Raw genomic sequence first — 23,290 nt, 5'->3', positions numbered from 1 at the left:
GCTGATGGGTGGGTTGCTGTGTTTGATCACTGCGCTGGCGACGGCGCAGGACGAACCGCTGCGCCTGGCCTTCAAGGGCGATTTATTGTCGTTGGGCCGAACTCAGGTGGTCGCCCACGAGCCACTGCCGCAGACCTTGCAGACGCCACTGGGCAGTGTGTGGAAGTTGTTCGTCTACGCCTGGCTGGTGGACACCGGTGCGCGTGAGCCGGCTTATGAATGTCGCGGCCAGTCGAAGGAAGAAGTCTATTGCTGCACGGCGGGTGGCAGGATCGAACGCGATCAGGCGCTGGTGAAGTCATGCGGTCTGTATTTCGAACCTGCGCGACTAGGCATCCGCGAGGCCGACTGGCGAGCCTATTGGCAGGCACGGCAGGCGCCGCCATGGTTGCTGGATTTGCCTTCGTTGCAACCGGCTACCCGGGTTTCGGTGGCGCAGCTGTTGAAGGTGTTGGCCGTGCTGCCGGCGCAGGATCAGGCCCGACGTGTGTTGCTCGATGTGGTGCTCAATGCCGCCGATGGCCATGTCGTCGGCGAACTCGGAAGCCGCCTGCGGGTGAAGACCTGGAGCTGGTTGGCGGATCAGGATGGCACGTCACGCCAGGGCGGATTTGCCGGTTGGACGGCGGATGGTGCGCCGGTCTGGGCCGGGGGGCGGGGCACCAGTCAGCGGGTACTGCGTGATTACGCGCAGGCATTGTCCGCGGTGATTCCTGTTGCCTGGCCTGCGGATGCAGGGAAGTGTGTAGAGGTCGACCTGTTCTCCCGCTATCCACTTCGGCGCGTGCTGTCACAGGGCAGTGTGGTGTCTTCCGGGGCGTTACAGGGTGACTACCGCGTCGAGTTCGCCAACGGCAATGCGCTGGATATCCACAGTGACGGCGAACTTTTTCTGCTGGACGACAAGCTCGTCGCCCGGCTGGATCGCGAAGAGTACGTCGCCCGTGTGCTCCAGCGCGAAGCCACTGCCGAGCCGGTCGAGGCCGCCAAAGCCCTCGCGGTGGCCATCCGCACGTACCTGCTGCAAAACGCCACGCGCAGCGGCGATTGCCTGAGCATCGACGACAGCAGCAGCCGTCAGCGGGTCGCGCCGCGTCCGGCATCCTCCGAGTCCCGCGGCATCGCTGCGTGGACCAGCGACCTGGTCCTGGCCGGCAGTACCGTCACCTATCATTCCGATCAACCCGGCCCGGACAAGTTGTCCTGGCAGCAAGCCGTCGAACAGGCCCGTGCCGGCCAGCGCTACGACGCCATCCTGCTGCACGCCTACCCACGCGCCAGTCTCAGTCGCTGGGACAACCCGGTCGCGTCCTGCGAAGCATTGCCTGCCGCGCAAGACTGGCTGCAGAAACAACGACGCGGCTGGCGTGCGCAGCTTGAAAGCGAAACCGGCTACAACGAAGTCGGCACCTTCGCCGTATGCCGCCTGGCCTTCGGACGCCCCTATGTCGACCGCGAACGTCAGCGTATCTACGTGCGTGGCGTGCTGACGCTGCAAGACCGCCTCGACCTGACCCACGAATACCTGCACCTGGCCTTCGAGGCACACCCCAACGGCCAGGATGAAACCTACATCGAAGGGCTCGCCCGCCACCTCTTGCTGGAATAGACCATGAAACTCCGTTATCCACAGGTCTTGCTGTGTCTCTGCTCGCTGCTGGCGTTGCCATCAGTGATGGCGGCGGACAGCGTCAAACTCGACACCCCCGCAGGCGGCTGGCGCACCGGCGCGCCCGAGGGCGAGGGGGAAGGCTTCCGGCAGGTTGTCAACTACCCGGCCTCATCGGTCAACACACCGGCAGGGCAGGCCAGCACCGCACGCATCAGCGGCCAGATCAAAGCCACAGCGAAATCCACAGAGCCCGGCCGGCTGATCGTCAACGGGGTAAGCATGCCGCTGAAAATCGACCCGGCCGGCCGCTTCGATCGCCCGTTCTCATTCCCCAACGGCAGCAACAGCGTCGAAGTTCGCAACCCCGATGGCCAGCAACGCCACCGCACGCAATTCCTCAACAGCAGCGGCGGTGCGACTCCGGCCAAGTTACGTGTACTACTGGCATGGGACAGCGACAACACCGACCTCGACCTGCACCTCATCACCCCCGACGGCGCGCACATCTGGTACGGCGACCGCATCGCCCCCAACGGCGCAGCGCTCGACGTCGACGTCACTACCGGCTACGGCCCGGAAATCTTCGCCATGCCTGCACCGATCAAGGGCCAGTACCTGGTGTATGTGAACTACTTCGGTGGCGGCTACAGCAGTGATGAGGAGGGGCAGGAAGACGCGGTACAAGCGCTGACCACCGCGCAGGTGACGGTGATTACCGAGGAAGGCACGCCGAGCGAGAAGATGGAGACCTTCCTGGTGCCGATGCGGGCGGTCGGGGAATTGACGTTGGTGAAATCGTTCAGCTATCCGTGAGGTTGAGGTACAACTTGCGCAGGGTTTGCACACGATTGCGCCCGTGATCCTTGGCGCCATACAGGGCTTCATCGTTGAGCTTGAAAGCGAAGTCCGACCGGCTGAGCCTCTTCCGGGCTAAGGGTAGCGGTCTATGGACTGGGTGGATTTAGCATCGGCCATTTTGGCTTGGCAAGTGTTCTCTGGGCGGGATGAATGCTTGTTAGCGTTGTTTCATGCAGAAATACATTGTGAATGTTCCTGCGTCGGTTTCAGGAGTAATTGAGAAAGCCCTCCAGCTGACATGGAAATGCCCTGACGTGAATGATCTTCCTGGCAATACCCCTCTCGATTCTGCTTTCAGTGAAATTACCCAACTGATTGTGACTGCTCGACAACGCGCCATGCAGGCGGTCAACACCGAGCTGATAGAGCTGCACTGGCAGGTTGGGGCCTACATCAGCCGCAAGATTGAAGCGGCGGAGTGGGGTGATGGAGTGGTGGCACAACTGGCCGCTCATCTCGCTCGTACCCAGCCGGGATTGCGAGGTTTTACCCGGCCTAACCTGTTTCGTATGCGTCAATTTTTCGAAGCGTACAGGCATGACGTAAAAGTCTCAGCACTGCTGAGACAATTACCATGGACTCAAAATCTGATCATCCTCAACCAGAGCAAACACCCGGAGGAGCGCGAGTTTTACCTGCGCATGGCAATCCAGGAAAAGTGGTCGAGCCGCGAACTGGAACGGCAGTTCAAGGCCGCTCTGTTTGAACGTTCAGTGGTCAGCCCGGCAAAAGTCTCAGCACCGCTGCGACAAATTCATCCCCAGGCCCTGGACGTGTTCAAGGATGCCTATGTGGTCGAGTTTCTGGCTCTGGAGCGTGGTCATGCAGAGACGGACTTGCATGGAGGTCTGCTGCACAAGCTCAGGGATTTTCTGATCGAACTGGGCAGGGACTTCTGCTTTGTGGGTTCGCAATATCCGTTGCAGGTAGGCGGGCGGGACTTTGCGCTGGATCTATTGTTTTTCCACCGCGGGCTGAACTGCCTGGTGGCGATCGAACTCAAGGTCGGGCGCTTTGAGCCGGAATACTTGGGGAAAATGGATTTTTATCTTGAAGCGTTGGACCGCAATGTCCGCAAACCACACGAAAACCCGGCGCTCGGCGTATTGCTGTGCGCGAGCAAAGAGGACGAAATCGTCGAGTACGCCTTGAACCGCTCACTGTCGCCAGCCTTGATTGCGGAGTACCGCACTCAATTGCCAGACAAGAAACTGTTGCAAGCCAAACTGCAGGAGTTTTATGCGCAGAATACTGAAGGGGCTGAGTGATTTTTGTTGTGAATCGCCTTCTTTCAGGCATTAAAAAGCCGGCTTGTGGCCGGCTTCTCGGGGACTGGCTTGGATCATTTTTGGTAAACCGCGCCAGCCTTCAAAACGTACACCCGGATCTTGCGTCCGGCTGTGGGACCTGGTGAGAAAATCATCTGTCAGGTCAGCGCATCTGAGCCGCAGGGCGGGTCGATGCGTAAATGTGGGGCGCAGCATACGCAGGTTTGACGGAAATTCCCAGCGGGAAGTGCCGTGCAGAGCTGTTCGGCCACCTGGCTGGATGGCCGATGGGCGTTGTGGAGCGTTTAAAGAAACGGCACCGCAGGCCGCCGTTTGTTCAGGGTCGACCACCAGAACACCCAGCCCAGTACCCGGATGTTCTGTTCCTCGATTTGTGCCGCCCGGAAGATTTCATCCGGGTACTCGGCGCGGTTGTGGCTGCGCAATCGCAGGGAGTTGCCCGGTAGTCGGTGCAGGTACTTGATGCGCAGCATGCCGTCATGTTCGATGGCGTAGATCTCGCCATCGATAATCTGGGTCAGGCCACGATCAATCGCCAGGGTCGAACCGTCTTCAATTTTCTCCCCCATGCTGTTGCCGCTCATGAAGGCGCAGATAGCATCGGCGTGGTTGATTTCCAGTGAGTCGAGATGGCTGCGGGGCAGGCGGATGGACGTCTCGGGATCTTCTATGACGTGGGTTTTGTTGGATCCCGGGGCGATGACAGCTTCTTTATAGAAAGGCAGTTCGACGTCGACAGGCTCGATGACCGTGTAGATACCGCGGATGGTTTGGGCGTCGAAGATGTTGCCGGACTCCTCGATCAGGCGCAGATGCCGGGCGTCTTTCGAGCCTTCGCCGGTTTTCAGCCAGTCACTGTTGACGGAGAGTTTTCTGGCGACTTCTTCCATGCAATGGGCAGGCACGCCGCGGGTGTACCAGTTATGGACATTTTGCGGAGCCGTATCCAGAAAGTCGGCAAATCCGGTGGTTGTGATGTTCGCTGCTTCGAGGAGCGCTTTAAAGCGTGGGCCGCTAGTGTTCTTTTTCATGAACGCGAGTCTACTGACGGCGGGTAAGGGTTTGAATAAACGCCTCGTTCAAATTTCGTGGGTAATTTACGACCGGATGTAAGACGTTCTTGAGGAATTTTAAACAGATAAAAACCAAGATCGAACAAGGTTAAACATCATGTTTAACGCGCTTATCAAGCGCCCACAAAAAACCCCGGATAAACCGGGGTTTTCTCGCAGCCTGTCGCTGGAAGCTCGCGGCTTCTCTTAACCTTTATAGGCTGCAACCGACTTGGTGATCGCGTCGCGGGCGGCGTCTGCACCGGCCCAGCCTTCGATCTTCACCCATTTGCCTTTTTCGAGATCTTTGTAGTTCGCGAAGAAGTGCTCGATCTGCTGGATCAGCAGTGCTGGCAGGTCGGTGTATTCCTTGACGTCGACGTATAGCTGGGACAGCTTGTCGTGCGGAACTGCGATGACTTTGGCATCGCCGCCGCCGTCGTCGGTCATGTTCAGGATGCCGACCGGGCGAGCGCGGATCACCGAACCAGGAGCAACCGGGTAAGGGGTCACGACCAGCACGTCGAGGGGATCACCGTCGTCAGCCAGGGTGTTCGGGATGTAACCGTAGTTGGCCGGGTAGAACATTGGGGTGGCCATGAAACGGTCAACGAACAGGCAATCGCTGTCTTTGTCGATTTCGTATTTGATCGGCGCGTGGTTGGCCGGAATCTCGATCGCGACGTAGATGTCGTTCGGCAGGTCTTTGCCAGCCGGAATCTTGCTGTAGCTCATTGGGCGTTGCCCCCGTTAGTTGACCAGAAACACTTGGCCGGATTGACCAAAAAGTGGCGGCGATTATAGGCATATTCCTGTGTCGACGCCATGTACCAGAAGTCGTATGGCGCTCACTGGTGTGCCTGATAGACAGGGTCATGCGCCTGAAGTTGCTTCAACCTTGCCAGCGGGTCCTGGCGATAGAACAGCTTCAGCTGTTGGTACACCTGTGGATAAGCCTCGTGTAGCAAATCCGGAGCGCTGAAGAAGTATTCGCTGGTGACGGCGAAGAACTCGGCAGGGTTTTCGGCGGCGTACGGGTCGATGGCGGTTTCAGCGTCGGGATTGCGTTCCAGTTGCCGGTCGAGGTCGTCGTAGGCCTCTTGCATGACCTTGGCCCAGTCGCTGACCCGCATGTCGGGATGCAGTGGCGGCAGGCCGTTGGCGTCACCGTTGAGCATGTCGAGTTTGTGCGCCAGTTCGTGGATCACCAGGTTGTAGCCTTCCCAGCCTCCGCTGGCCATGACGCCGGGCCAGGCGAGGATGATCGGGCCTTGCTGCCAGGCTTCACCGCTGTGCTCACCATCCCATTCGTGCTCGACGCCGCTGGCGTCGCGATGGCGCTGGGGGCTGAGGAAGTCATCGGGGTAGAGAATGATTTCGTGGAAGCCCTGATACCAGTTCAGGTCGCCGAGGTGAAGCAGCGGCAGTTGCGCCTGGGCAGCGAGCAGCAGGCGTTGCTCCTGATGCAGTTCGACGCCGGGCAGGGCGCTCAGGTGCTTGTCTTCGAGGAACAGCACGCAGGCTTCGCGCAGCCATTGGTCTTCGACGGCGCTGATGCCATCGAGAAAGCTCAGGTGATGGCGCACCCGTTGCCACATGTCATCGGCAATCGGGTGCCTGGCCAGGGTGCGCCGGCGACGCCAGGCGCTCAGGGACCACATCGTGTCAGCGCGATTCGGCTTTTGAACTCGAACCGGCAAGGCGGCTACGCACCATGCCGATGATCATCGGCACCAGCGACAACAGGATGATGCCCACAATCAGCAGCGACAGGTTTTTCTTGATGAACGGTACGTTGCCGAAGAAATAACCGAGGGTCACCAGGCCACCGACCCACAGTATGGTGCCCAGCACGCTGAAGGCGAAGAAGCGCGGATAGGGCATTTTCCCCACGCCGGCGACGAAAGGTGCAAAGGTCCGGATGATGGGCAGGAAGCGCGCCAGGGTCACGGTTTTGCCGCCATGCTTGTCGTAGAAGTCGTGAGTTTGTTGCAGATAGTCGCGGCGGAAGATCTTCGAGTTCGGATTGCTGAACAGTTTTTCACCTGCCGTTCGTCCGATGATGTAGTTGGTGCTGTCGCCCAGGATCGCTGCCAGCATCAGCAGGCCGCCGAGCAGTACCGGGTCCATGCCGCCACCGGCCGCCACGGCGCCGGCGATGAACAGCAGGGAGTCGCCCGGCAGGAAGGGCATGACCACCAGGCCGGTTTCACAAAAGATCACCATGAACAGAATGGCGTAGATCCATGCCCCGTAGTTGGCTACAAGCATGTCGAGGTAGACGTCGAGATGCAGGACAATGTCGATCGGGTTGAAATCCATGGATAGCACCTGTGGTATTGGCCCGACTCTGCAGGCCTGTGCGGATGACTTCGCGTAAGACTACGGATAGGGGTAGTTTTTCTTACAAGCCGGGAATATCGGGATTATACGAGGCGATTGGTGAAAATCGCGTCGAGATTGTAGCGGGGAATGTCATGACAGGGCTGATGTTTGATAACGAACAGGTCGAAGCGAGCCTGCTCGCGATGCCATCGCGAGCAGGGTGCGGTTGGTTTAGAGTTCGTCGCTGATCGGCAGCACATAGTTCTTGAATTCGGTGTCTACCTTGAATCCGATGGACTCGTAGGTTTTCTGCGCGATTTCGTTGTTGCTGCTGGTGGAAACGCGCATGCGTACGGCATTGGTTTCCTTGGCCATTTTTTTCGCGGTACGGATCAGGTTGTCGGCCACCAACTGGCGGCGGGCGTCCTCGGCGACATAGATGTCGTTGAGGATCCACACGCGTTTGAGTGACAGCGAGGAGAAGCTCGGATACAGCTGACAGAAGCCCATCAGCTTGTGGCTGTCGTCATCGGACAGCGCCAGGTAGATCACCGACTCCTTGCGACGCAGGCGTTTTTCGAGGAACGCCCGGGACGAGTCCGGATACGGCAGGGAGCCATAAAACTCGCGATATTTGACGAACAACGGGGTCAGCAGGTCCAGGTGTTCGAGGGTCGCTTGAATAATCCGCATGGTAGGTCTCGTCTTCAAGTGGCTGTCTTACGTCTCTGACGGCGATGGGAAACCCTTGGCGGCCGTGCAACGATCCTGCCTTAAACTGGTACGAATGTGCAATGCGGAAGCGGTTCAGGCATTCGGCGGCCCAAGCAGGAAATTATCTTTCATGTCGGCTCCCGCGTCCGATTCCAGTGTCTGAACCTGTGCTTCATCCTTCAGATTGACCCCTGACAGCTGCCGTCGGCAGGCTTCGCGCATCAAGTACAGCAAACGGTGTGCCGCCATGCCGTAACTCAGGCCCTCGAGCCGCACGTTGGAGATGCAATTGCGGTAGGCATCGGTAAGGCCGACTTTGGGATTGTAGGTGAAATATAACCCCAGGCTGTCCGGGGAGCTGAGGCCAGGGCGTTCACCGATGAGGATGACGGTCATTTTCGCACCCAGCAGCTCACCGATTTCGTCAGCGACCGCCACGCGCCCCTGTTCCACCAATATCACCGGCGCAACAGTCCAGCCTTCGGCTGCAATCTGTTCTTCGAGGCGTGCCAGAAAGGGCAGGGTATGGCGATGAACGGCCAGTGCCGACAGGCCGTCGGCAATCACAATCACCAGATCGACTCCGCCAGGATGCGCCGCAGCGTAGTCACGCAGGGTCTTTGCCGACGCGTCACTCAGCTTTCGTCCCAGGTCCGGGCGTTGCAGGTAACTGTTGCGGTCGATTGCGGCGCTGTGCAGCAAAAGGCTTTGGTGTCCGCGTTCGGCCAGTTGTGAGTTGAGTGCCGCGTGATCGAACGGCAAGTGCACCGCATCCCGTGCCTGGGCGTGGGCGTACTGGAAGTCCAATTGCGCGCGGGTGGGAATACTGGTGCCGGTTCGGCCCAGGGCTATTCGCGCCGGTGTCAGGCGTCGCAGTTCCAGCCATGGGTTGTGGGGGTCGAAGGGTAGTTTATCCATATCATTGCTCATCCCAATTGCGCCAAGGCCTGCCGAAAGGCCGGCGGAAGGCTGTCACCGAAGAGAATCCTGCCGTCCGATTGAGTGAAGATGCCCATTTTCGCCAGCCATTGCTCGAACTCCGGCGCGGGCTTCAACCCCAGGGTCTGCCTTGCGTAGAGCGCATCGTGGAACGAGGTGGTCTGGTAGTTGAGCATGATGTCGTCGGAACCCGGGATACCCATGATGAAGTTGATCCCGGCGACACCCAGCAGGGTCAGCAGGGTGTCCATGTCGTCCTGGTCGGCTTCGGCATGGTTGGTGTAGCAGATGTCGCAACCCATGGGCACACCGAGCAATTTGCCGCAGAAGTGGTCCTCCAGGCCGGCGCGGATGATTTGTTTGCCGTTGTACAGGTATTCCGGGCCGATAAAGCCGACAACGGTGTTGACCAGAAACGGGTTGAAGTGACGCGCGACGGCATAGGCGCGGGTTTCGCAGGTTTGTTGATCGACGCCATGGTGAGCGTTGGCCGACAGAGCGCTGCCCTGGCCGGTTTCGAAGTACATCAGGTTCTGGCCCAGGGTGCCGCGATTCAGACTCAATCCGGCGTCATAGCCTTCCTTCAACACGCTCAGGTTGATGCCGAAACTGGCATTGGCCGCTTCGGTGCCGGCGATCGACTGGAACACCAGATCCAACGGGACGCCGCGATTGACCGCCTCGATCGATGTGGTGACATGGGTCAGCACACACGCCTGGGTCGGGATTTCGTAGCGCTGGATGATTGCGTCGAGCATCTCCAGCATCGCGCAAATCGAGGCAATGCTGTCGGTGGCCGGGTTGATCCCGATCATCGCGTCGCCATTGCCGTGCAGCAGGCCGTCGAGAATGCTCGCGGCGATGCCGGCCGGTTCGTCGGTGGGGTGGTTCGGTTGCAGTCGCGTGGACAGGCGTCCGCGAAGACCCAGGGTGCCGCGAAACTGCGTGACCACGCGGATTTTTTGCGCCACCAGCACCAGATCCTGCACACGCATGATCTTTGATACGGCGGCGGCCATTTCCGGCGTCAGACCGGGTGCCAGGGCGCGCAGGACCTGTTCATCGGCGGCATCACTGAGCAGCCAGTCGCGGAAACCGCCGACGGTGAGGTGGCTGACGACCGCGAAGGCATTTTTGTCGTGGGTGTCGATGATCAGACGCGTCACTTCATCGGATTCGTAGGGGATCAATGCTTCCTGCAGAAAGTGACTTAGCGGCGTGTCGGCCAAAGCCATCTGTGCGGCCACTCGCTCGCCATCGTTGAGCGCGGCGACGCCGGCCAGAAAATCTCCGGAGCGGGCCGGGCTGGCCTTGGCCATCACTTCCTTGAGGCTGTCAAAGCGGTAAGTCTGGGCGCCGACGGTATGGGCGAATGTGGCCATGGGGCGGTGTCCTCCAATAATTACTGCAATCTGCTCTTCCTGTGGGAGCGGGCTTGCTCGCGAATGCGGTGTGGCTTTCAAAATAGATGCCGACTGACACGACGCCTTCGCGAGCAAGCCCGCTCCCACAGGGGAACTGCGTGCACTTCAATCATGCAGGCGCCGGGCAGCGGGCCCGGCACCGGTGCATTTAGATACCTTCGAGCATAGCGTCCGCCGGTGCTTCGGAGCGCTGCCGGGCGGTCAACTGGAAGTACAGGTAACCGGCGATCATGAACCCGAGGAAGATCAGGCCGATCAAGGTGTTGAACCACGCCATCGCCACCAGGCACACCACCGCCAGGAACAGCGCGATCCCCGGTACGATCGGATAGCCCGGTGCGCGGAAGGTGCGTTCCAGATTCGGTTCGGTTTTACGCAGTTTGAACAGGCTCAGCATACTGATGATGTACATCACGATGGCGCCGAATACCGACATGGTGATCATCGCCGCCGTCAGCGTCATGCCTTGCAGGTTCACCAGGCCATCGCTGTAGATGGCCGCAATGCCGATCACGCCACCGGCCAGAATAGCCCGGTGCGGCGTCTGGAAGCGCGAGAGTTTGGCCAGGCCTTTGGGCAAGTAGCCGGCGCGAGCCAGGGCGAAGAATTGGCGAGAATAGCCAAGAATGATCCCGTGGAAACTCGCCACCAGGCCGAACAGACCGATCCATACCAGCATGTGCATCCAGGTCGAATTATTGCCGACCACGGCTTTCATCGCCTGGGGCAGCGGATCGTTGATGTTCGACAGTTGGCGCCAGTCGCCGACGCCGCCGGCCATCACCATCACGCCGATGGCCAGGAATACCAGGGTCAGAATGCCGCTGACGTAGGCCTTGGGGATGGTGCGTTTCGGGTCCTTGGCTTCCTCGGCGGCCATGGCTGCGCCTTCAATGGCGAGAAAGAACCAGATCGCGAAGGGAATGGCGGCGAAAATGCCAGGAATCGAGCCCATCGTGAACTCATTGGCACCCGACCAGCCGTTCAGTACGAAGTTGCTGAAACTGAAGCCCGGGGCGACCACGCCCATGAACACCAGCAGTTCAGCGACGGCCAGCACGGTGACCACAAGTTCAAAGGTGGCCGCGATGCTGACGCCGAGGATATTCAGGCCCATGAACACGAAATAGGCGCCAACGGCGGCGATCTTCGGGTCCAGTTCCGGGTATTGCACGTTGAGGTAGGCGCCGATGGCCATGGCAATGGCCGGTGGGGCGAAGACGAATTCGATCAGGGTGGCGATGCCGGCGATCAACCCGCCTTTCTCACCAAAGGCCCGACGACTATAGGCAAATGGCCCGCCGGCGTGGGGAATCGCCGTCGTCAGTTCGGTGAAGCTGAAAATGAAGCAGGTGTACATCGTCGCCACCATCAAGGCGGTGACGAGAAAACCCAGGGTGCCTGCGGTGCCCCAGCCGTAACTCCAGCCGAAGTACTCGCCGGAGATCACCAGGCCGACGGCAATGCCCCATAGATGCAGGGTGCCGAGTGTGGGTTTGAGCTGTGTGGAAGAAGTAGTCATAAGTCCTCTCTATTTTTTATTGTTCGATCTTTTGGACTTTCGGGTGTGACGGGTTGGGTGAAACGCTGAATGACGGGTACGCAAGGCCCGTGCCAGAGCGGCCAGGCCTTGGGTGTTGTGTCATTTAGGGCGCCTTCGCGAGCAAGCCCGCTCCCACATTGGACTTGTGTTCACACCCCCCCCCCTGTGGGAGCGGGCTTGCTCGCGAAGGCGGAAGAAAGGGCGACACGGAGATCAGTGTCGCCCTCGGTTTTAGAAGAAGCCCAACGGATTGATGTCGTAGCTCACCAGCAGGTTTTTGGTCTGCTGATAGTGGTCGAGCATCATCTTGTGGGTTTCACGGCCGACGCCGGACTTCTTGTAGCCGCCGAACGCGGCGTGCGCCGGGTACAGGTGGTAGCAGTTGGTCCATACACGACCGGCCTTGATCGCCCGGCCCATGCGGTAGGCGCGGTTGATGTCGCGGGTCCAGAGGCCGGCGCCGAGGCCGAACTCGGTGTCGTTGGCGATGGCCAGGGCTTCGGCTTCGTCCTTGAAGGTGGTGATGCTCACCACCGGGCCAAAAATTTCTTCCTGGAACACGCGCATCTTGTTGGTGCCCTTGAGCAGCGTTGGCTGGATGTAATACCCGCTCGCCAGGTTGCCCTCGAGTTTTTCCACCTTGCCGCCGGTCAGCAACTCGGCACCTTCGCCCTTGGCGATTTCCAGGTACGAAAGGATCTTGTCGAACTGCTGCTCGGACGCCTGGGCGCCGACCATGGTGTCGGTGTCCAGCGGGTCGCCGCGTTTGATTTGCAGGACTTTCTTCATCACGACGGCCATGAATTCGTCGTAGATCGACTCCTGCACCAGCGCACGGGACGGGCAGGTGCAGACTTCGCCCTGGTTGAAGAACGCCAGCACCAGGCCTTCGGCGGCTTTCTCGATGAAGGACGGTTCGGCCTTCATGATGTCTTCGAAGAAGATGTTCGGTGATTTGCCACCCAGCTCCACGGTGGACGGAATGATGTTTTCGGCGGCGCATTTCATGATGTGCGAGCCGACCGGGGTCGAGCCGGTGAAGGCGATCTTGGCGATGCGTTTGCTGGTGGCCAGCGCTTCGCCGGCTTCTTTGCCGAAGCCTTGCACGATGTTCAGCACGCCCGGTGGCAGCAGGTCGCCGATCAGTTCGACCAGCACGGTGATGCCCAGCGGGGTTTGCTCGGCGGGTTTGAGCACCACGCAGTTGCCGGCAGCCAGGGCCGGGGCGAGTTTCCAGGCGGCCATCAGGATCGGGAAGTTCCACGGAATGATCTGGCCGACCACGCCGAGGGGTTCATGGATGTGATAGGCCACGGTGTTGCCGTCGATTTCGGCAGCGCTGCCTTCCTGCGCACGGATGCAGCCGGCGAAGTAGCGGAAATGGTCGGCGGCCAGCGGGATGTCGGCGTTGAGGGTTTCGCGCACGGCCTTGCCGTTGTCCCAGGATTCAGTGATTGCCAGCAGTTCCAGGTTCTGTTCGATGCGGTCGGCGATTTTCAGCAGCACCAGCGAGCGCGCCTGGGCGGACGTGGCGCCCCAGGCATCGGCAGCGGCGTGGGCAGCGTCCAGGGCCTTGTCGATGTCTTCGGCCGTGGAGCGGGGGAATTCGGCAATCGGTTGGCCATTCACTGGCGAGGTATTGGTGAAGTACTGACCTTTGACAGGCGCGACGAACTCGCCGCCGATGTAGTTACCGTATTTGGCTTTGAACGAAACGATAGCGCCTTCAGTACCGGGGTGAGCGTAACGCATGGTGGTCTCTCCTTGCTTTTGTGCTTATAGGGAGTCGCGCATGTGCGCTTGCTATAAGCGTAGAGCAAGGGGCGGGCCAGTGCGTTGCAGCTCAGGCAAATCAAGGCCTTGCGCGTTTTTTGTCGGACGGATGGAGTGCGCCTGTGACGCTTTCGGTACAGCTGGCGTGACACTTTGTACCGTTTCTGGCGCAGCGTGTGACCGAGCGGTCTTGCCAGCATTGCAATACAGGCCCGGCTGGAGGATGCTCGGGCAATCACAAGGACTGACGCTGCATCACCCCTGTAGGAGCTGCCGCAGGCTGCGATCTTTTGACTTTGATTTTTTCAAGATCAAAAGATCGCAGCCTGCGGCAGCTCCTACAGGGAGCGTGTAAACCTTTCGGGGGGAGAACAATAAGAAATGCACGACAACCATTTGAGTCGCCATGCCCAGCAGGTTCTGACCGTCACTCAGGGCAAGTCCCACCTGCAAGGCCCAGGCAGTGATCCGTCCATCGCCCGCTCCTGGCTGCGCTGCCTTGAGGACTATCACCTCGACCCGGCCCTGAGCATCGCACCGACGGTGCTGGAACACGGTCGTGTCCTCGAAAGCCGCGAACGCTTGCAGCAAGTGCTGCACATCGCTGGCAATGAAATGACCAGCCTGCACCAGCAACTCTCCGGTGCCGGCCATGCAGTGCTGCTGACCGACGCCCGCGGCGTGATCCTCAATTGCGTCACCGCACCTGCCGAACGACAGATTTTCGAGCGTGCCGGGCTCTGGCTCGGTGCCGACTGGAGCGAGGCCTGTGAAGGCACAAACGGTATCGGCACCTGCCTGGTGGAGCGTCAGTCGCTGACCATCCATCAGGACGAACACTTTCGCGGCCGCCACACCGGCCTGACCTGCTCGGCGAGCCCGGTCTTCGATCCTCATGGCGAATTGCTGGCGGTGCTCGACGTGTCGTCGGCGCGGCGCGATGTGTCGCGGCAAAGCCAGTTCCACACCATGGCGCTGGTCAATCTGTCGGCGAAGATGATCGAGAGCTGCTATTTCTTGCGCTGCTTCGACAATCAATGGTTGCTGCGTTTTCACTTGCAGGCCGAGTCCGTTGGTTTGTTCAGCGAAGGGCTGCTGGCGTTCGACGGAGAAGGACGCATCTGCGCGGTCAATCAGAGTGCGCTGAACCTGCTGGGGCATATTCGCGGCGGCTTGCTGGGTAAACCGGTAGAGGCGTTTTTCGATTGCTCGCTCGATGAGTTGCTGGGACGGGCGAGTATCAATGCCGCAGCCAGTTGGCCATTGCGTACCCGTGATGGTCGCAAGCTGTTCGCGGTGTTGCGCGGCGAGGCGCGGCGGTCACTGCCGACTCCGATGGAGCCTGCTCCCAAGGCTGCACCGGCACCGCGCCTGTCGGGTATTTGCCTGGATGATGTGACCTTGCAGGCGGACTTTCGCAAAGCCTTGCGTGTGTACGAGCGCGACGTGCCGCTGCTGATCAACGGCGAAACCGGGTCTGGCAAGGAGGCCTTCGCCAAAGCGGTGCACCACGCCAGCCAGCGGGCGGAAAAAGCCTTCGTCGCCCTCAATTGCGCGGCCATTCCCGAGAGCCTGATCGAAAGCGAGCTGTTCGGTTACCGTGGCGGCAGCTTCACCGGCGCACGCAAGGAAGGCATGCGTGGCAAGTTGCAACAGGCCGACGGCGGCACCTTGTTCCTTGATGAAATCGGTGACATGCCACTGGCCCTGCAGACGCGATTGCTGAGGGTGCTTGAGGACCGGCAGGTGGTGCCGATCGGTGGCGAGCCGGAAGCGGTTAACGTGCGGATCATCAGTGCCACCCACCGTAATTTACTGGATCGCGTGCAGGACGGCAGCTTCCGCGAGGATTTGTATTACCGCCTCAACGGGCTGGAAGTCGCGCTGCCGGCTTTGCGTGATCGCAGTGACAAATCGCAGTTGCTCGATTTTTTACTGGCCGAAGAGGCGCACGGAGAAGCGGTGTTGATTGACGGGCCGGCACGCGCGGCCTTGTTGGGATTTGCCTGGCCAGGCAACGTGCGCCAGCTGCGAAATGTGCTGCGTACGCTGGCAGCCCTGTGTGAGGACGGACGGATCGGTCTGGAAGATTTGCCGGCCATGATTCGTTCGGCCAGGCCGGCGATGGCGCCGGCTGTCGAGGAGCCATCGGAGCATCCGCTGGAGGATGCTGAGCGGTTGGCGTTGCTCAGTGCGCTGGAGCAGACGCGCTGGCATATGACGCATACGGCGGAGCAGCTTGGGGTCAGTCGCAATACCCTGTATCGCAAGCTGCGTAAACACGGTATTGCCCGGTAAACCGTGTCGCGGCCATTCGCGAGCAAGCCCGCTCCCACCTTGGTTCTATAGTGAACACAACTGTGTGAACACCTCCGAGCAAAATGTGGGAGCGGGCTTGCTCGCGAAGGCGTCTTCGGATCTGAAACATCAGGTGCGATTTTCACCTCCCTAAGCTAACCTGCGACCAAGTTTTACGAGGTCGACTAATGCACATTCATATTCTGGGTATCTGCGGGACTTTCATGGGCTCGATGGCGGTTCTGGCCAAAGAGCTGGGCCATCACGTGACCGGCTCCGATGCCAACGTCTATCCGCCGATGAGTACTCAACTGCAAGCCCAGGGCATCGAGCTGACCCAAGGCTACGACCCGGCGCAACTTGATCCGGCCCCCGATCTGGTGGTGATCGGCAACGCCATGTCGCGGGGCAACCCAGCCGTGGAGTATGTGCTGAACAAAGGCCTGCCTTATGTGTCCGGCCCGCAATGGCTGGCCGATCACGTGCTGCAAGGTCGTTGGGTGCTGGCCGTTGCCGGTACGCACGGCAAGACCACCACCAGCAGCATGCTGGCCTGGGTGCTGGAGCATGCAGGCATGGCCCCGGGCTTCCTGATCGGCGGCGTACCGCAAAACTTCTCGGTGTCCGCGCGCCTGGGTGATACCCCCTTCTTCGTCATCGAAGCCGACGAGTACGACAGTGCGTTCTTCGACAAGCGCTCCAAGTTCGTACATTACCGCCCGCGCACCGCAATCCTGAACAACCTTGAGTTCGATCACGCGGACATCTTCCCGGACCTGCCGGCCATCGAGCGGCAGTTCCATCACCTGGTGCGGACCATCCCGAGCGAAGGGCTGGTGATTCATCCGACCACTGAGCCAGCCTTGCAGCGAGTCATTGAAATGGGTTGCTGGACCCCGGTGCAAACTACCGGTGCCGGCGGTCAGTGGCAGGTCAAACTGCTCAGTGAAGATGGTTCGAGGTTCGAAGTGATGTTCGAAGGCGTCACCCAGGGTGTGGTCGAATGGGACATGACTGGTCAGCACAACGTCGCCAATGCATTGGCCACTTTGGCCGCTGCACGCCACGTCGGTGTGGTGCCATCCATGGGCATCGCCGCGTTGAGCGCCTTCAAGAGCGTGAAACGCCGGATGGAGAAAGTCGCGGAAGTCCGTGGCATCACCATCTATGACGACTTCGCTCACCACCCAACCGCCATCGCCACCACGCTGGACGGCCTGCGCAAGCGCATCGCCGATGCACCGTTGATCGCGATCATCGAGCCACGCTCCAACTCCATGAAGCTTGGCGCGCACCGTGACGGATTGCCGGAAAGCGTGGTCGATGCCGATCAGGTGATCTGGTACGCACCCGCCAACCTCGGCTGGGACCTGGCGGGCACAGCGGCACTGTGCACTGTACCGTCGATTGTCAGCGATTCCCTTGAGGGCATCATCGATCGTGTGAAGAGCCAGGCCCAACCCGGCACTCACGTGGTCATCATGAGCAACGGCGGCTTCGGCGGCCTTCACGGCAAGTTGGCCGAGGCACTCAAATGAACAACGGCCCGGACCGCATCACCCTGGCGATGACCGGCGCTTCAGGCGCCCAATACGGTTTACGCCTGCTCGACTGCCTGGTGCGGGAAGATCGTGAAGTGCACTTCCTGATTTCCAGGGCCGCGCAGTTGGTGATGGCGACCGAAACTGACGTCACGCTGCCCTCCAAACCGCAGATGATGCAGGCGTTTCTCACTGAATACACTGGGGCCGTCGCCGGGCAGATTCGTGTGTACGGCAGGGAAGACTGGATGTCGCCGGTGGCCTCGGGTTCCGGCGCGCCAGCGGCGATGGTGGTGGTGCCGTGCTCCACTGGCACCTTGTCGGCCATCGCTAGCGGCGCCTGCAACAACCTGATCGAGCGTGCCGCCGATGTGACGCTCAAAGAGCGTCGCCAGCTGATTATCGTGCCTCGCGAGGCGCCGTATTCGAGCATTCACCTGGAGCACATGCTCAAGTTGTCGAACATGGGCGTGACAATCCTGCCGGCATCACCGGGCTTTTATCATCAGCCCCAAACCATCGACGACCTGATCGATTTCGTCGTGGCACGGATCCTTAACCTGCTGAATATTCCTCAGGACATGCTGCCGCGTTGGGGCGAGCATCATCTGACCAGCGATGAATAAGCTGCTGGTGATGGTGCTGGCGCTGCAATTGGCCGGATGCGCCACGGTGCGCACCCTCGATGCGGCCAAGCCGGGGGCGCCGGTGGTGTACGCCGGGACGCGGTTGGATTTGTATGCGATGAATGGCGGTTGTTGCGCGATGGACCGCTTCGGCGCGCAAGCGCCGAGCTATCCGGGCGTTGATCTGCCGGCCAGTGCGTTGCTCGACACACTGCTGTTGCCGTTGTCGGTGTTGACGGTGATCGGGGTGAGTTTTCAGGCAACGGGTGGGTTGTAAGGGCGTGGCGAGGGGGCTTGCCCCCGTTGGGCTGCGGAGCAGCCCCAAAACCGGCCATCTCCATTTTTCTGATTCACCGCAAGTACCCTTTTTACGACTGCTACTCAGTCGAACGGGGGGCAAGCCCCCTCGCCACAGGTCCGCGGATTATTTGCCGAGTTTGCGCAACTCATCCGACTCGACAATCCGCACGCCATTCTGCTCTTCGAGCGCAAGACGCCACATGGCGCGGGCCAGTTGGCAGGCTTCGATGCCGTGGTATTTACCGGGGATCAGGCGTGACAAGGGGCCGGCGACTTTCTCGGCCAGGCGCGGCTCAATGCGATCACCCAGCAACAGCGAAGGGCGGCAAATAGTCAGCTGCGGCCAGTCTTGCGCGCGCAACGCGTACTCCATCTCGCCTTTGACCCGGTTGTAGAAAATCGAGGATCGGCGATCGGCTCCCAGGGCACTGATCACGATCAGGTGCCGTGCGCCCATCTCCCGTGCGCGTTTGGCGAATGCCACCACCATGTCCAGGTCCACTGCGCGAAACGCCTGCTCCGAGCCGGCTTGCTTGATCGTGGTGCCCAGGCAGCAATAGGCGATATCGACCCGCCCGTTCAGTTGTGGCAGGAACGCCGTCGGGTCGCCGACCGGGTTTTCCAGGTGCGGGTGTTTGGCCAGTGGCCGGCGCGAGGGGGCCAATACCCGAGTAATCGTTGGCTCGCTGAGCAAGCGATCGAGCAGGTGTTCACCCGTCAAACCGGTGGCTCCGGCGAGCAGCACATGCTGAGGCGTCAAGTACATAGTGTTTCTCCCTTGATACTGTTCAGCTTAGTTGCTGTTTGCATCCTTGCTTTGCATGGATGCACTTTGCAACGCTTTTCGTGCCTGTTGTTTGCGCAATAGTTGCCAGTGCGAGAGGACGGTTTTCGGTGCCCAGATCTGTGGTTCGGATGCTTCGAAGCCGTCTGCCAGCTCACGCTCGGCGACGGTGGCCTTGGCCCGTTTGAAGGCCTGTTCCAGATCATCGGTCTGGTTCAGGGCCTGGACGAACAGGGCATCGCCGAAGTAGGTGAAGTTGGCTTCCTCCGAGCAGCCGAAGGAGACGCGGTCAGCCCGCGAGGCCGTCATGATCAGGGTCCGTTCATCCTTGAGTGCGGGAATGAAACCGCCGGAGTAGCAGGACGAAATCACGATGACCTTGTCGCGGTTTTTCAGCGGGGCGAGAACGGCGGCCAATTCGTCGGCTGGCAGATCGGCCAGTTCCATGCGCGGCTGGTCCAGTACCAGCTCGTGTTCGCTGGTGCCGTGGCTGGTCAGGTAAATGAAAATGAGGTCTTCCGGACCACTGCGTTCAGCCAGCGTCAGGGCCGCGCGGCGCAGGTTCTCCCGGGTGGCCATCGGGCGGTCGGCGAGGTGGTCACGATGGTTCACCAGGCGGATCTGGCCGAAGGCGCCGAAGCGGGTGGAGAGCATATTGGCGACGTAGTCGGATTCGCGCAGAAACACGCTTTGCTTGCCATCGCCGCCCAGGGTCAACGAATACAGCTCCACTGCCGGGGTGGAGGGCGGAATGTTGGCCAGCGCAGCGTCTAGCAAGTGCCCCTGTGCCAGCAGGCCGAGCTCGAGTGTGTCAGGCAACAGTTTGCCCTCGGCGTCGCGCACGCGCTGGCCATTGATCCAGGTGCCGCTGAGCACGGTGCCGTCGGTCAGCACCAGCGTGCCACGCCCTTGGTAACTGTCGTTGTCGAACTGGCCGGTATAAAAGCTGCCGTCGGCGAGATTCAGCCGGCCCTGGCCGGAAAAGCGCCAGTCGTTGAAGTGGCCGATGTAGTGGCTGCCGTCAGTGCCGATCAACTCGCCCTTGCCGTTCAGCGAACCTTCCTTGAACTGGCCCAGCCACACATCGCCGTCGGCATTTTCGTAGCGGCCTTTGCCGTGCAGTTGATTGTTCTTGAAGCTGCCGACATAGATGTCGCCATCGGCGCTGTTGAACGTGCCGTTGCCTTCCAGCTGGCCGTCGACAAAGTGCCCGGTGAACTGATTGCCGTTGCCGTCACCGCGCTGGCCCTCGCCGTTGGGTTTGCCGTGGGCGAATTGGCCCTGATAGGAGCTGCCGTCTTCGAGTTCGAGGCGACCCAGCCCAGCGTATTGATCGGCCTTGAATTCACCGCGGTAACTCATGCCGTTTTCTTTGAGCGTGCCTTCGCCGTCGCGGCGGCCAGCCTTGAAGCCGCCACTGTAGCTGTTGGCGTTGGTGGTCAGTGCTCCCTGGCCGTCGAACAGTCCCTGATTGAACTGCCCGCGATAGACTTCGCCATTGCTGCCGTGCCATTCACCCTGGCCCTGCCACTGGCCTTTGTCGAATTCGCCGGCGTACCAGCTGCCGTTCGGGTAGTCGATGCGACCCTTGCCTTGCAGCAAGCCATTGACCAGGTCACCGCGATAGCGTCCGCCGTCCGGCAGGCGTGCGTCGGGGGGCAAAGGAGATTCGCCGTCGCCGCAAGCGGTGAGCATCAGGGTCAAGGCAAGGAGTGCAAGTGGGCGCATAGCGGATTCCAGGCAATTAGGCGAAGGAGTATGCCGCAGCCATGTGTCCTTATATAGGGCGAGGTACCGCAAGAGGGCGCGAAACAGCAGGAGCTGCTTCGCATCCCGGAAGGTTTACACGAAGCACAGGGACAGGGGTTCGGCGATATACGCCGGTTTGTCCGAACCTTCGATTTCCAGGGTGGTAGTGGCCTTGAGCAGCCATTGGCCGGGTTTCTTCTCGATGACTTCAGTCAGGTCGACCTTCAGCCGTACCCGTGAATTGACCTTGACCGGCTGGATGAAGCGCACGCTGTCGAGGCCGTAGTTGACCACCATCTTCAAGCCTTCGGGCATGACGAGGATGTCTTCCATCAACTTCGGAATCAGCGACAACGACAGAAAGCCGTGAGCGATAGTGCTGCCAAATGGCGTTTGCGCGGCCTTGACCGGGTCGACGTGGATGAACTGAAAATCCCCTGTGGCTTCGGCGAACAGGTTGATACGGTCCTGATCGATGGTGAGCCATTCGGAACGTCCAAGTTCCTTGCCGACATAATCTTTGAGCTCTGCAACTGGAACATAGGGCATTGAGACTCTCCTTGGGTTCATCGGTTTTATAGTTTTGAGTTGGGGGGATTTGACCTCCCGGCTTACCACTTTAGATCAACATGGCTGAACGTCGCGGTCAACTGGCCATGCTTTTGGCGAATGCCGGTCTATAGCGTGGGCATGCTTATAATGCCAAGCCAATGCGGGTGACGGATTTTGCGGGAGATCTTTGATGTTGTTACGGGGCCTGACGTGGCTGGTGCTGTTCCAATTGCTCGGCACGGCGATCAATCATTTGTTTCTGCCTGTGCTGCCGGGGCCGATTGTGGGGTTGCTGCTGTTGCTGGTGTACCTCATCTGCCGCGGACAGGTCGGCGAGCCACTGAACCTGGCGGCCGGCAGCCTGTTGCGCTACCTGCCGCTGTTGCTGGTGCCACCGGCCGTGGGCGTGATGGTGTATGCCGCTGACATCGCGGCGGACTTCTGGGCCATCGTCGGTGCGCTGGTGTTGTCGCTGTTGTTTTCGATGGCCTTCGCCGGGGTGCTGATGCAGCGCATGGTCAAGCGTCACGCGCACTCCGAGGACAACCCATGATCTTCGACTGGCACGGCGCCTGGGCCTCGGTGATTCACCATCCATTATTCGGCATCGGTATCACCCTCGGCGCCTATCAACTCGTCCTTGCGGCATTCGAGAAAACCCGTTGGATCTTTTTGCAGCCGGTGCTGGTCTCCATGTTGCTGGTGATCGGTGTGCTGGTGGGTTGTGGCCTGACTTACGCCGAGTACCGCAAGAGCACCGAGATCCTGAGCATCCTGCTCGGTCCGGCCACTGTTGCGCTGGCGGTGCCGCTTTATCTGAACCTGCGACGGATTCGGCAGTTGTTCTGGCCGATATTTACTACGCTGGTGATAGGCGGGGTGGTGGCCACGGGTATGGGCGTGTTGTTGGGCTGGTGGTTCGGTGCCGAGCACATGATCCTGATGACCATGGCACCGAAGTCGGTGACGTCGCCGATTGCGATGCTGGTGGCCGAACAGATCGGTGGGGTCGCGGCGCTGGCAGCGGTGTTCGTCCTGATTACCGGGGTGATCGGGGCGATTTTCGGCCCGGCCCTGTTGACTCGCCTCGGTGTGCACAGCCCGGAAGCCAGGGGTATGGCACTGGGCATGACGGCCCACGCGGTCGGTACGTCGGTGGCACTGCAGGAAAGTGAAGAGTGCGGCGCCTTCGCGGCGCTGGCGATGAGCCTGATGGGTGTGGCCACGGCGGTTTTCCTGCCGCTGGCGGTGTCGATGGTCGTGTAAGGAAATGTTTATGAGTCTGCCGCTTTTTCCGTTGAACACAGTGCTGTTCCCAGGTTGCATCCTCGACTTGCAGATCTTCGAAGCGCGCTATCTGGACATGATCGGCCGCTGCATGAAGCAGGGTGGCGGGTTCGGCGTGGTTTGCATCCTCGACGGTGAGGAAGTCGGAATTGCCCCGGCCGGCTACGCGTTGGTGGGCTGTGAAGCGCTGATCACCGATTTCAAACAGCAGGACAACGGCCTGCTGGGGATTCGGGTCCAGGGCGGTCGGCGCTTTCACGTTTTGCGTACCGAAGTGCAGCGGGATCAGTTGACCGTCGCCGAGGTCGAGTGGCTGGAGGACGAGCCGGAGCAACCGCTGCAGGATGAGGACGCCGACCTGGTGGCGTTGCTCAAGGCCCTGGCGGAGCACCCGATGGTCGAAGCCTTGAACATGGGCACGGAAGCGACCGGGCAACAGTCACTGGCCAATCAGTTGGCGTACCTGTTGCCTTTCGCCGAACTGGACAAGATTGACCTGTTGCAACTTGATGATCCGCAACAACGATTGGATGCGATTCAGGCATTGTTGGACGAATTGCAGGGTGAGTTGTTTGCCTGATTAATCATGGAAAGTCGGCGGTTGTTCGGTTTGGTGCTGTTATT

The 23,290-nt window shown here is 60.2% G+C and carries 22 protein-coding genes; 10 read left to right on the top strand and 12 right to left on the bottom strand.

Annotation, left to right across the window (positions count from 1 at the left end):
- Positions 1-4 precede the first annotated feature (4 nt).
- The 3 genes from ACEN83_RS27000 (at position 5) to ACEN83_RS26990 (ending at position 3,738) form a co-directional block, all read left to right on the top strand.
- Positions 5-1,609: a DUF2300 domain-containing protein gene (locus tag ACEN83_RS27000; protein WP_495580914.1), complete on the top strand. Its 1,605-nt coding sequence runs from the start codon at positions 5-7 to the stop codon at positions 1,607-1,609.
- A gap of 3 nt (positions 1,610-1,612) precedes the next feature.
- Positions 1,613-2,425: a YfaP family protein gene (locus ACEN83_RS26995; RefSeq protein WP_495578860.1), complete on the top strand. Its 813-nt coding sequence runs from the start codon at positions 1,613-1,615 to the stop codon at positions 2,423-2,425.
- 299 nt (positions 2,426-2,724) lie between these two features.
- Positions 2,725-3,738, top strand: coding sequence for a PDDEXK nuclease domain-containing protein (locus ACEN83_RS26990; RefSeq protein WP_495578859.1), 1,014 nt, complete (start codon positions 2,725-2,727; stop codon positions 3,736-3,738).
- A gap of 305 nt (positions 3,739-4,043) precedes the next feature.
- Here ACEN83_RS26990 and ACEN83_RS26985 read toward each other — a convergent pair whose 3' ends face one another.
- The 9 genes from ACEN83_RS26985 to exaC form a co-directional block, all read right to left on the bottom strand.
- Positions 4,044-4,790 (bottom strand): LexA family transcriptional regulator, encoded by a 747-nt coding sequence (locus ACEN83_RS26985; protein WP_007970191.1) that lies wholly within the window; start codon positions 4,788-4,790, stop codon positions 4,044-4,046.
- Between the two features lie 228 nt (positions 4,791-5,018).
- Entirely contained in the window at positions 5,019-5,546 is a 528-nt protein-coding gene (gene ppa / locus ACEN83_RS26980) for an inorganic diphosphatase (protein WP_007894323.1), read from the bottom strand.
- A 113-nt stretch (positions 5,547-5,659) separates the two neighbouring features.
- Positions 5,660-6,472, bottom strand: coding sequence for a M90 family metallopeptidase (locus ACEN83_RS26975; RefSeq protein WP_495578858.1), 813 nt, complete (start codon positions 6,470-6,472; stop codon positions 5,660-5,662).
- Positions 6,473-6,476: 4 nt separating this feature from the next.
- Positions 6,477-7,133 (bottom strand): DedA family protein, encoded by a 657-nt coding sequence (locus ACEN83_RS26970; RefSeq protein ID WP_095965734.1) that lies wholly within the window; start codon positions 7,131-7,133, stop codon positions 6,477-6,479.
- Between the two features lie 234 nt (positions 7,134-7,367).
- Positions 7,368-7,829: a GNAT family N-acetyltransferase gene (locus ACEN83_RS26965; RefSeq protein ID WP_007970197.1), complete on the bottom strand. Its 462-nt coding sequence runs from the start codon at positions 7,827-7,829 to the stop codon at positions 7,368-7,370.
- Positions 7,830-7,943: 114 nt separating this feature from the next.
- Positions 7,944-8,780, bottom strand: coding sequence for an ethanolamine ammonia-lyase subunit EutC (gene eutC, locus ACEN83_RS26960; RefSeq protein WP_371319543.1), 837 nt, complete (start codon positions 8,778-8,780; stop codon positions 7,944-7,946).
- On the bottom strand, positions 8,777-10,171 hold the full coding sequence (locus ACEN83_RS26955; RefSeq protein ID WP_218480230.1) for an ethanolamine ammonia-lyase subunit EutB: 1,395 nt from the start codon (positions 10,169-10,171) through the stop codon (positions 8,777-8,779). The genes eutC and ACEN83_RS26955 overlap by 4 nt, the downstream gene beginning before the upstream one ends.
- Before the next feature lie 190 nt (positions 10,172-10,361).
- Positions 10,362-11,735 (bottom strand): ethanolamine permease, encoded by a 1,374-nt coding sequence (gene eat, locus ACEN83_RS26950; protein ID WP_104451318.1) that lies wholly within the window; start codon positions 11,733-11,735, stop codon positions 10,362-10,364.
- A gap of 252 nt (positions 11,736-11,987) precedes the next feature.
- A complete protein-coding gene (exaC, locus tag ACEN83_RS26945; protein WP_034148108.1) occupies positions 11,988-13,508 on the bottom strand; it encodes an acetaldehyde dehydrogenase ExaC in 1,521 nt (506 codons plus the stop codon).
- A 402-nt stretch (positions 13,509-13,910) separates the two neighbouring features.
- Between exaC and ACEN83_RS26940 the strand changes: the two genes are divergently transcribed.
- The 4 genes from ACEN83_RS26940 (at position 13,911) to ACEN83_RS26925 (ending at position 18,271) form a co-directional block, all read left to right on the top strand.
- Positions 13,911-15,827, top strand: a complete 1,917-nt coding sequence (locus tag ACEN83_RS26940) for a sigma-54-dependent Fis family transcriptional regulator (RefSeq protein WP_495578857.1) — start codon at positions 13,911-13,913, stop codon at positions 15,825-15,827.
- 188 nt (positions 15,828-16,015) lie between these two features.
- Positions 16,016-17,365: a UDP-N-acetylmuramate:L-alanyl-gamma-D-glutamyl-meso-diaminopimelate ligase gene (gene mpl, locus ACEN83_RS26935; protein ID WP_102700922.1), complete on the top strand. Its 1,350-nt coding sequence runs from the start codon at positions 16,016-16,018 to the stop codon at positions 17,363-17,365.
- The gene (gene ubiX, locus ACEN83_RS26930) at positions 17,362-17,994 is read left to right on the top strand and encodes a flavin prenyltransferase UbiX (protein ID WP_007979725.1); all 633 of its coding nucleotides are present in this window, start codon (positions 17,362-17,364) and stop codon (positions 17,992-17,994) included. Before mpl ends, ubiX begins: the two co-directional genes overlap by 4 nt.
- A complete protein-coding gene (locus tag ACEN83_RS26925; protein ID WP_218480234.1) occupies positions 17,987-18,271 on the top strand; it encodes a YceK/YidQ family lipoprotein in 285 nt (94 codons plus the stop codon). The genes ubiX and ACEN83_RS26925 overlap by 8 nt, the downstream gene beginning before the upstream one ends.
- Before the next feature lie 147 nt (positions 18,272-18,418).
- Here the strand turns inward: ACEN83_RS26925 and ACEN83_RS26920 are convergent, their stop codons facing one another.
- The 3 genes from ACEN83_RS26920 to ACEN83_RS26910 form a co-directional block, all read right to left on the bottom strand.
- Positions 18,419-19,060 (bottom strand): oxidoreductase, encoded by a 642-nt coding sequence (locus tag ACEN83_RS26920; RefSeq protein WP_495578856.1) that lies wholly within the window; start codon positions 19,058-19,060, stop codon positions 18,419-18,421.
- A 27-nt stretch (positions 19,061-19,087) separates the two neighbouring features.
- On the bottom strand, positions 19,088-20,806 hold the full coding sequence (locus ACEN83_RS26915; RefSeq protein WP_495578855.1) for a C13 family peptidase: 1,719 nt from the start codon (positions 20,804-20,806) through the stop codon (positions 19,088-19,090).
- Positions 20,807-20,920: 114 nt separating this feature from the next.
- On the bottom strand, positions 20,921-21,376 hold the full coding sequence (locus tag ACEN83_RS26910) for a MaoC family dehydratase (RefSeq protein WP_008001099.1): 456 nt from the start codon (positions 21,374-21,376) through the stop codon (positions 20,921-20,923).
- Between the two features lie 193 nt (positions 21,377-21,569).
- Between ACEN83_RS26910 and ACEN83_RS26905 the strand changes: the two genes are divergently transcribed.
- The 3 genes from ACEN83_RS26905 to ACEN83_RS26895 are packed head-to-tail and all read left to right on the top strand — an operon-like array spanning position 21,570 to position 23,246.
- Entirely contained in the window at positions 21,570-21,932 is a 363-nt protein-coding gene (locus tag ACEN83_RS26905; RefSeq protein WP_495578854.1) for a CidA/LrgA family protein, read from the top strand.
- The gene (locus ACEN83_RS26900) at positions 21,929-22,645 is read left to right on the top strand and encodes an LrgB family protein (protein WP_007975911.1); all 717 of its coding nucleotides are present in this window, start codon (positions 21,929-21,931) and stop codon (positions 22,643-22,645) included. The genes ACEN83_RS26905 and ACEN83_RS26900 overlap by 4 nt, the downstream gene beginning before the upstream one ends.
- A 10-nt stretch (positions 22,646-22,655) precedes the next feature.
- Positions 22,656-23,246 carry an LON peptidase substrate-binding domain-containing protein gene (locus ACEN83_RS26895; protein ID WP_007998442.1) on the top strand — a complete coding sequence of 197 codons (591 nt, stop codon included), beginning with the start codon at positions 22,656-22,658 and terminating at the stop codon, positions 23,244-23,246.
- The last annotated feature ends 44 nt before the right edge of the window (positions 23,247-23,290 follow it).

Source organism: Pseudomonas sp. Pseusp49 (assembly GCF_059491875.1).
Note: the sequence above shows the minus strand (reverse complement) of the source record. Positions and strands in the feature narration are given on the sequence as shown.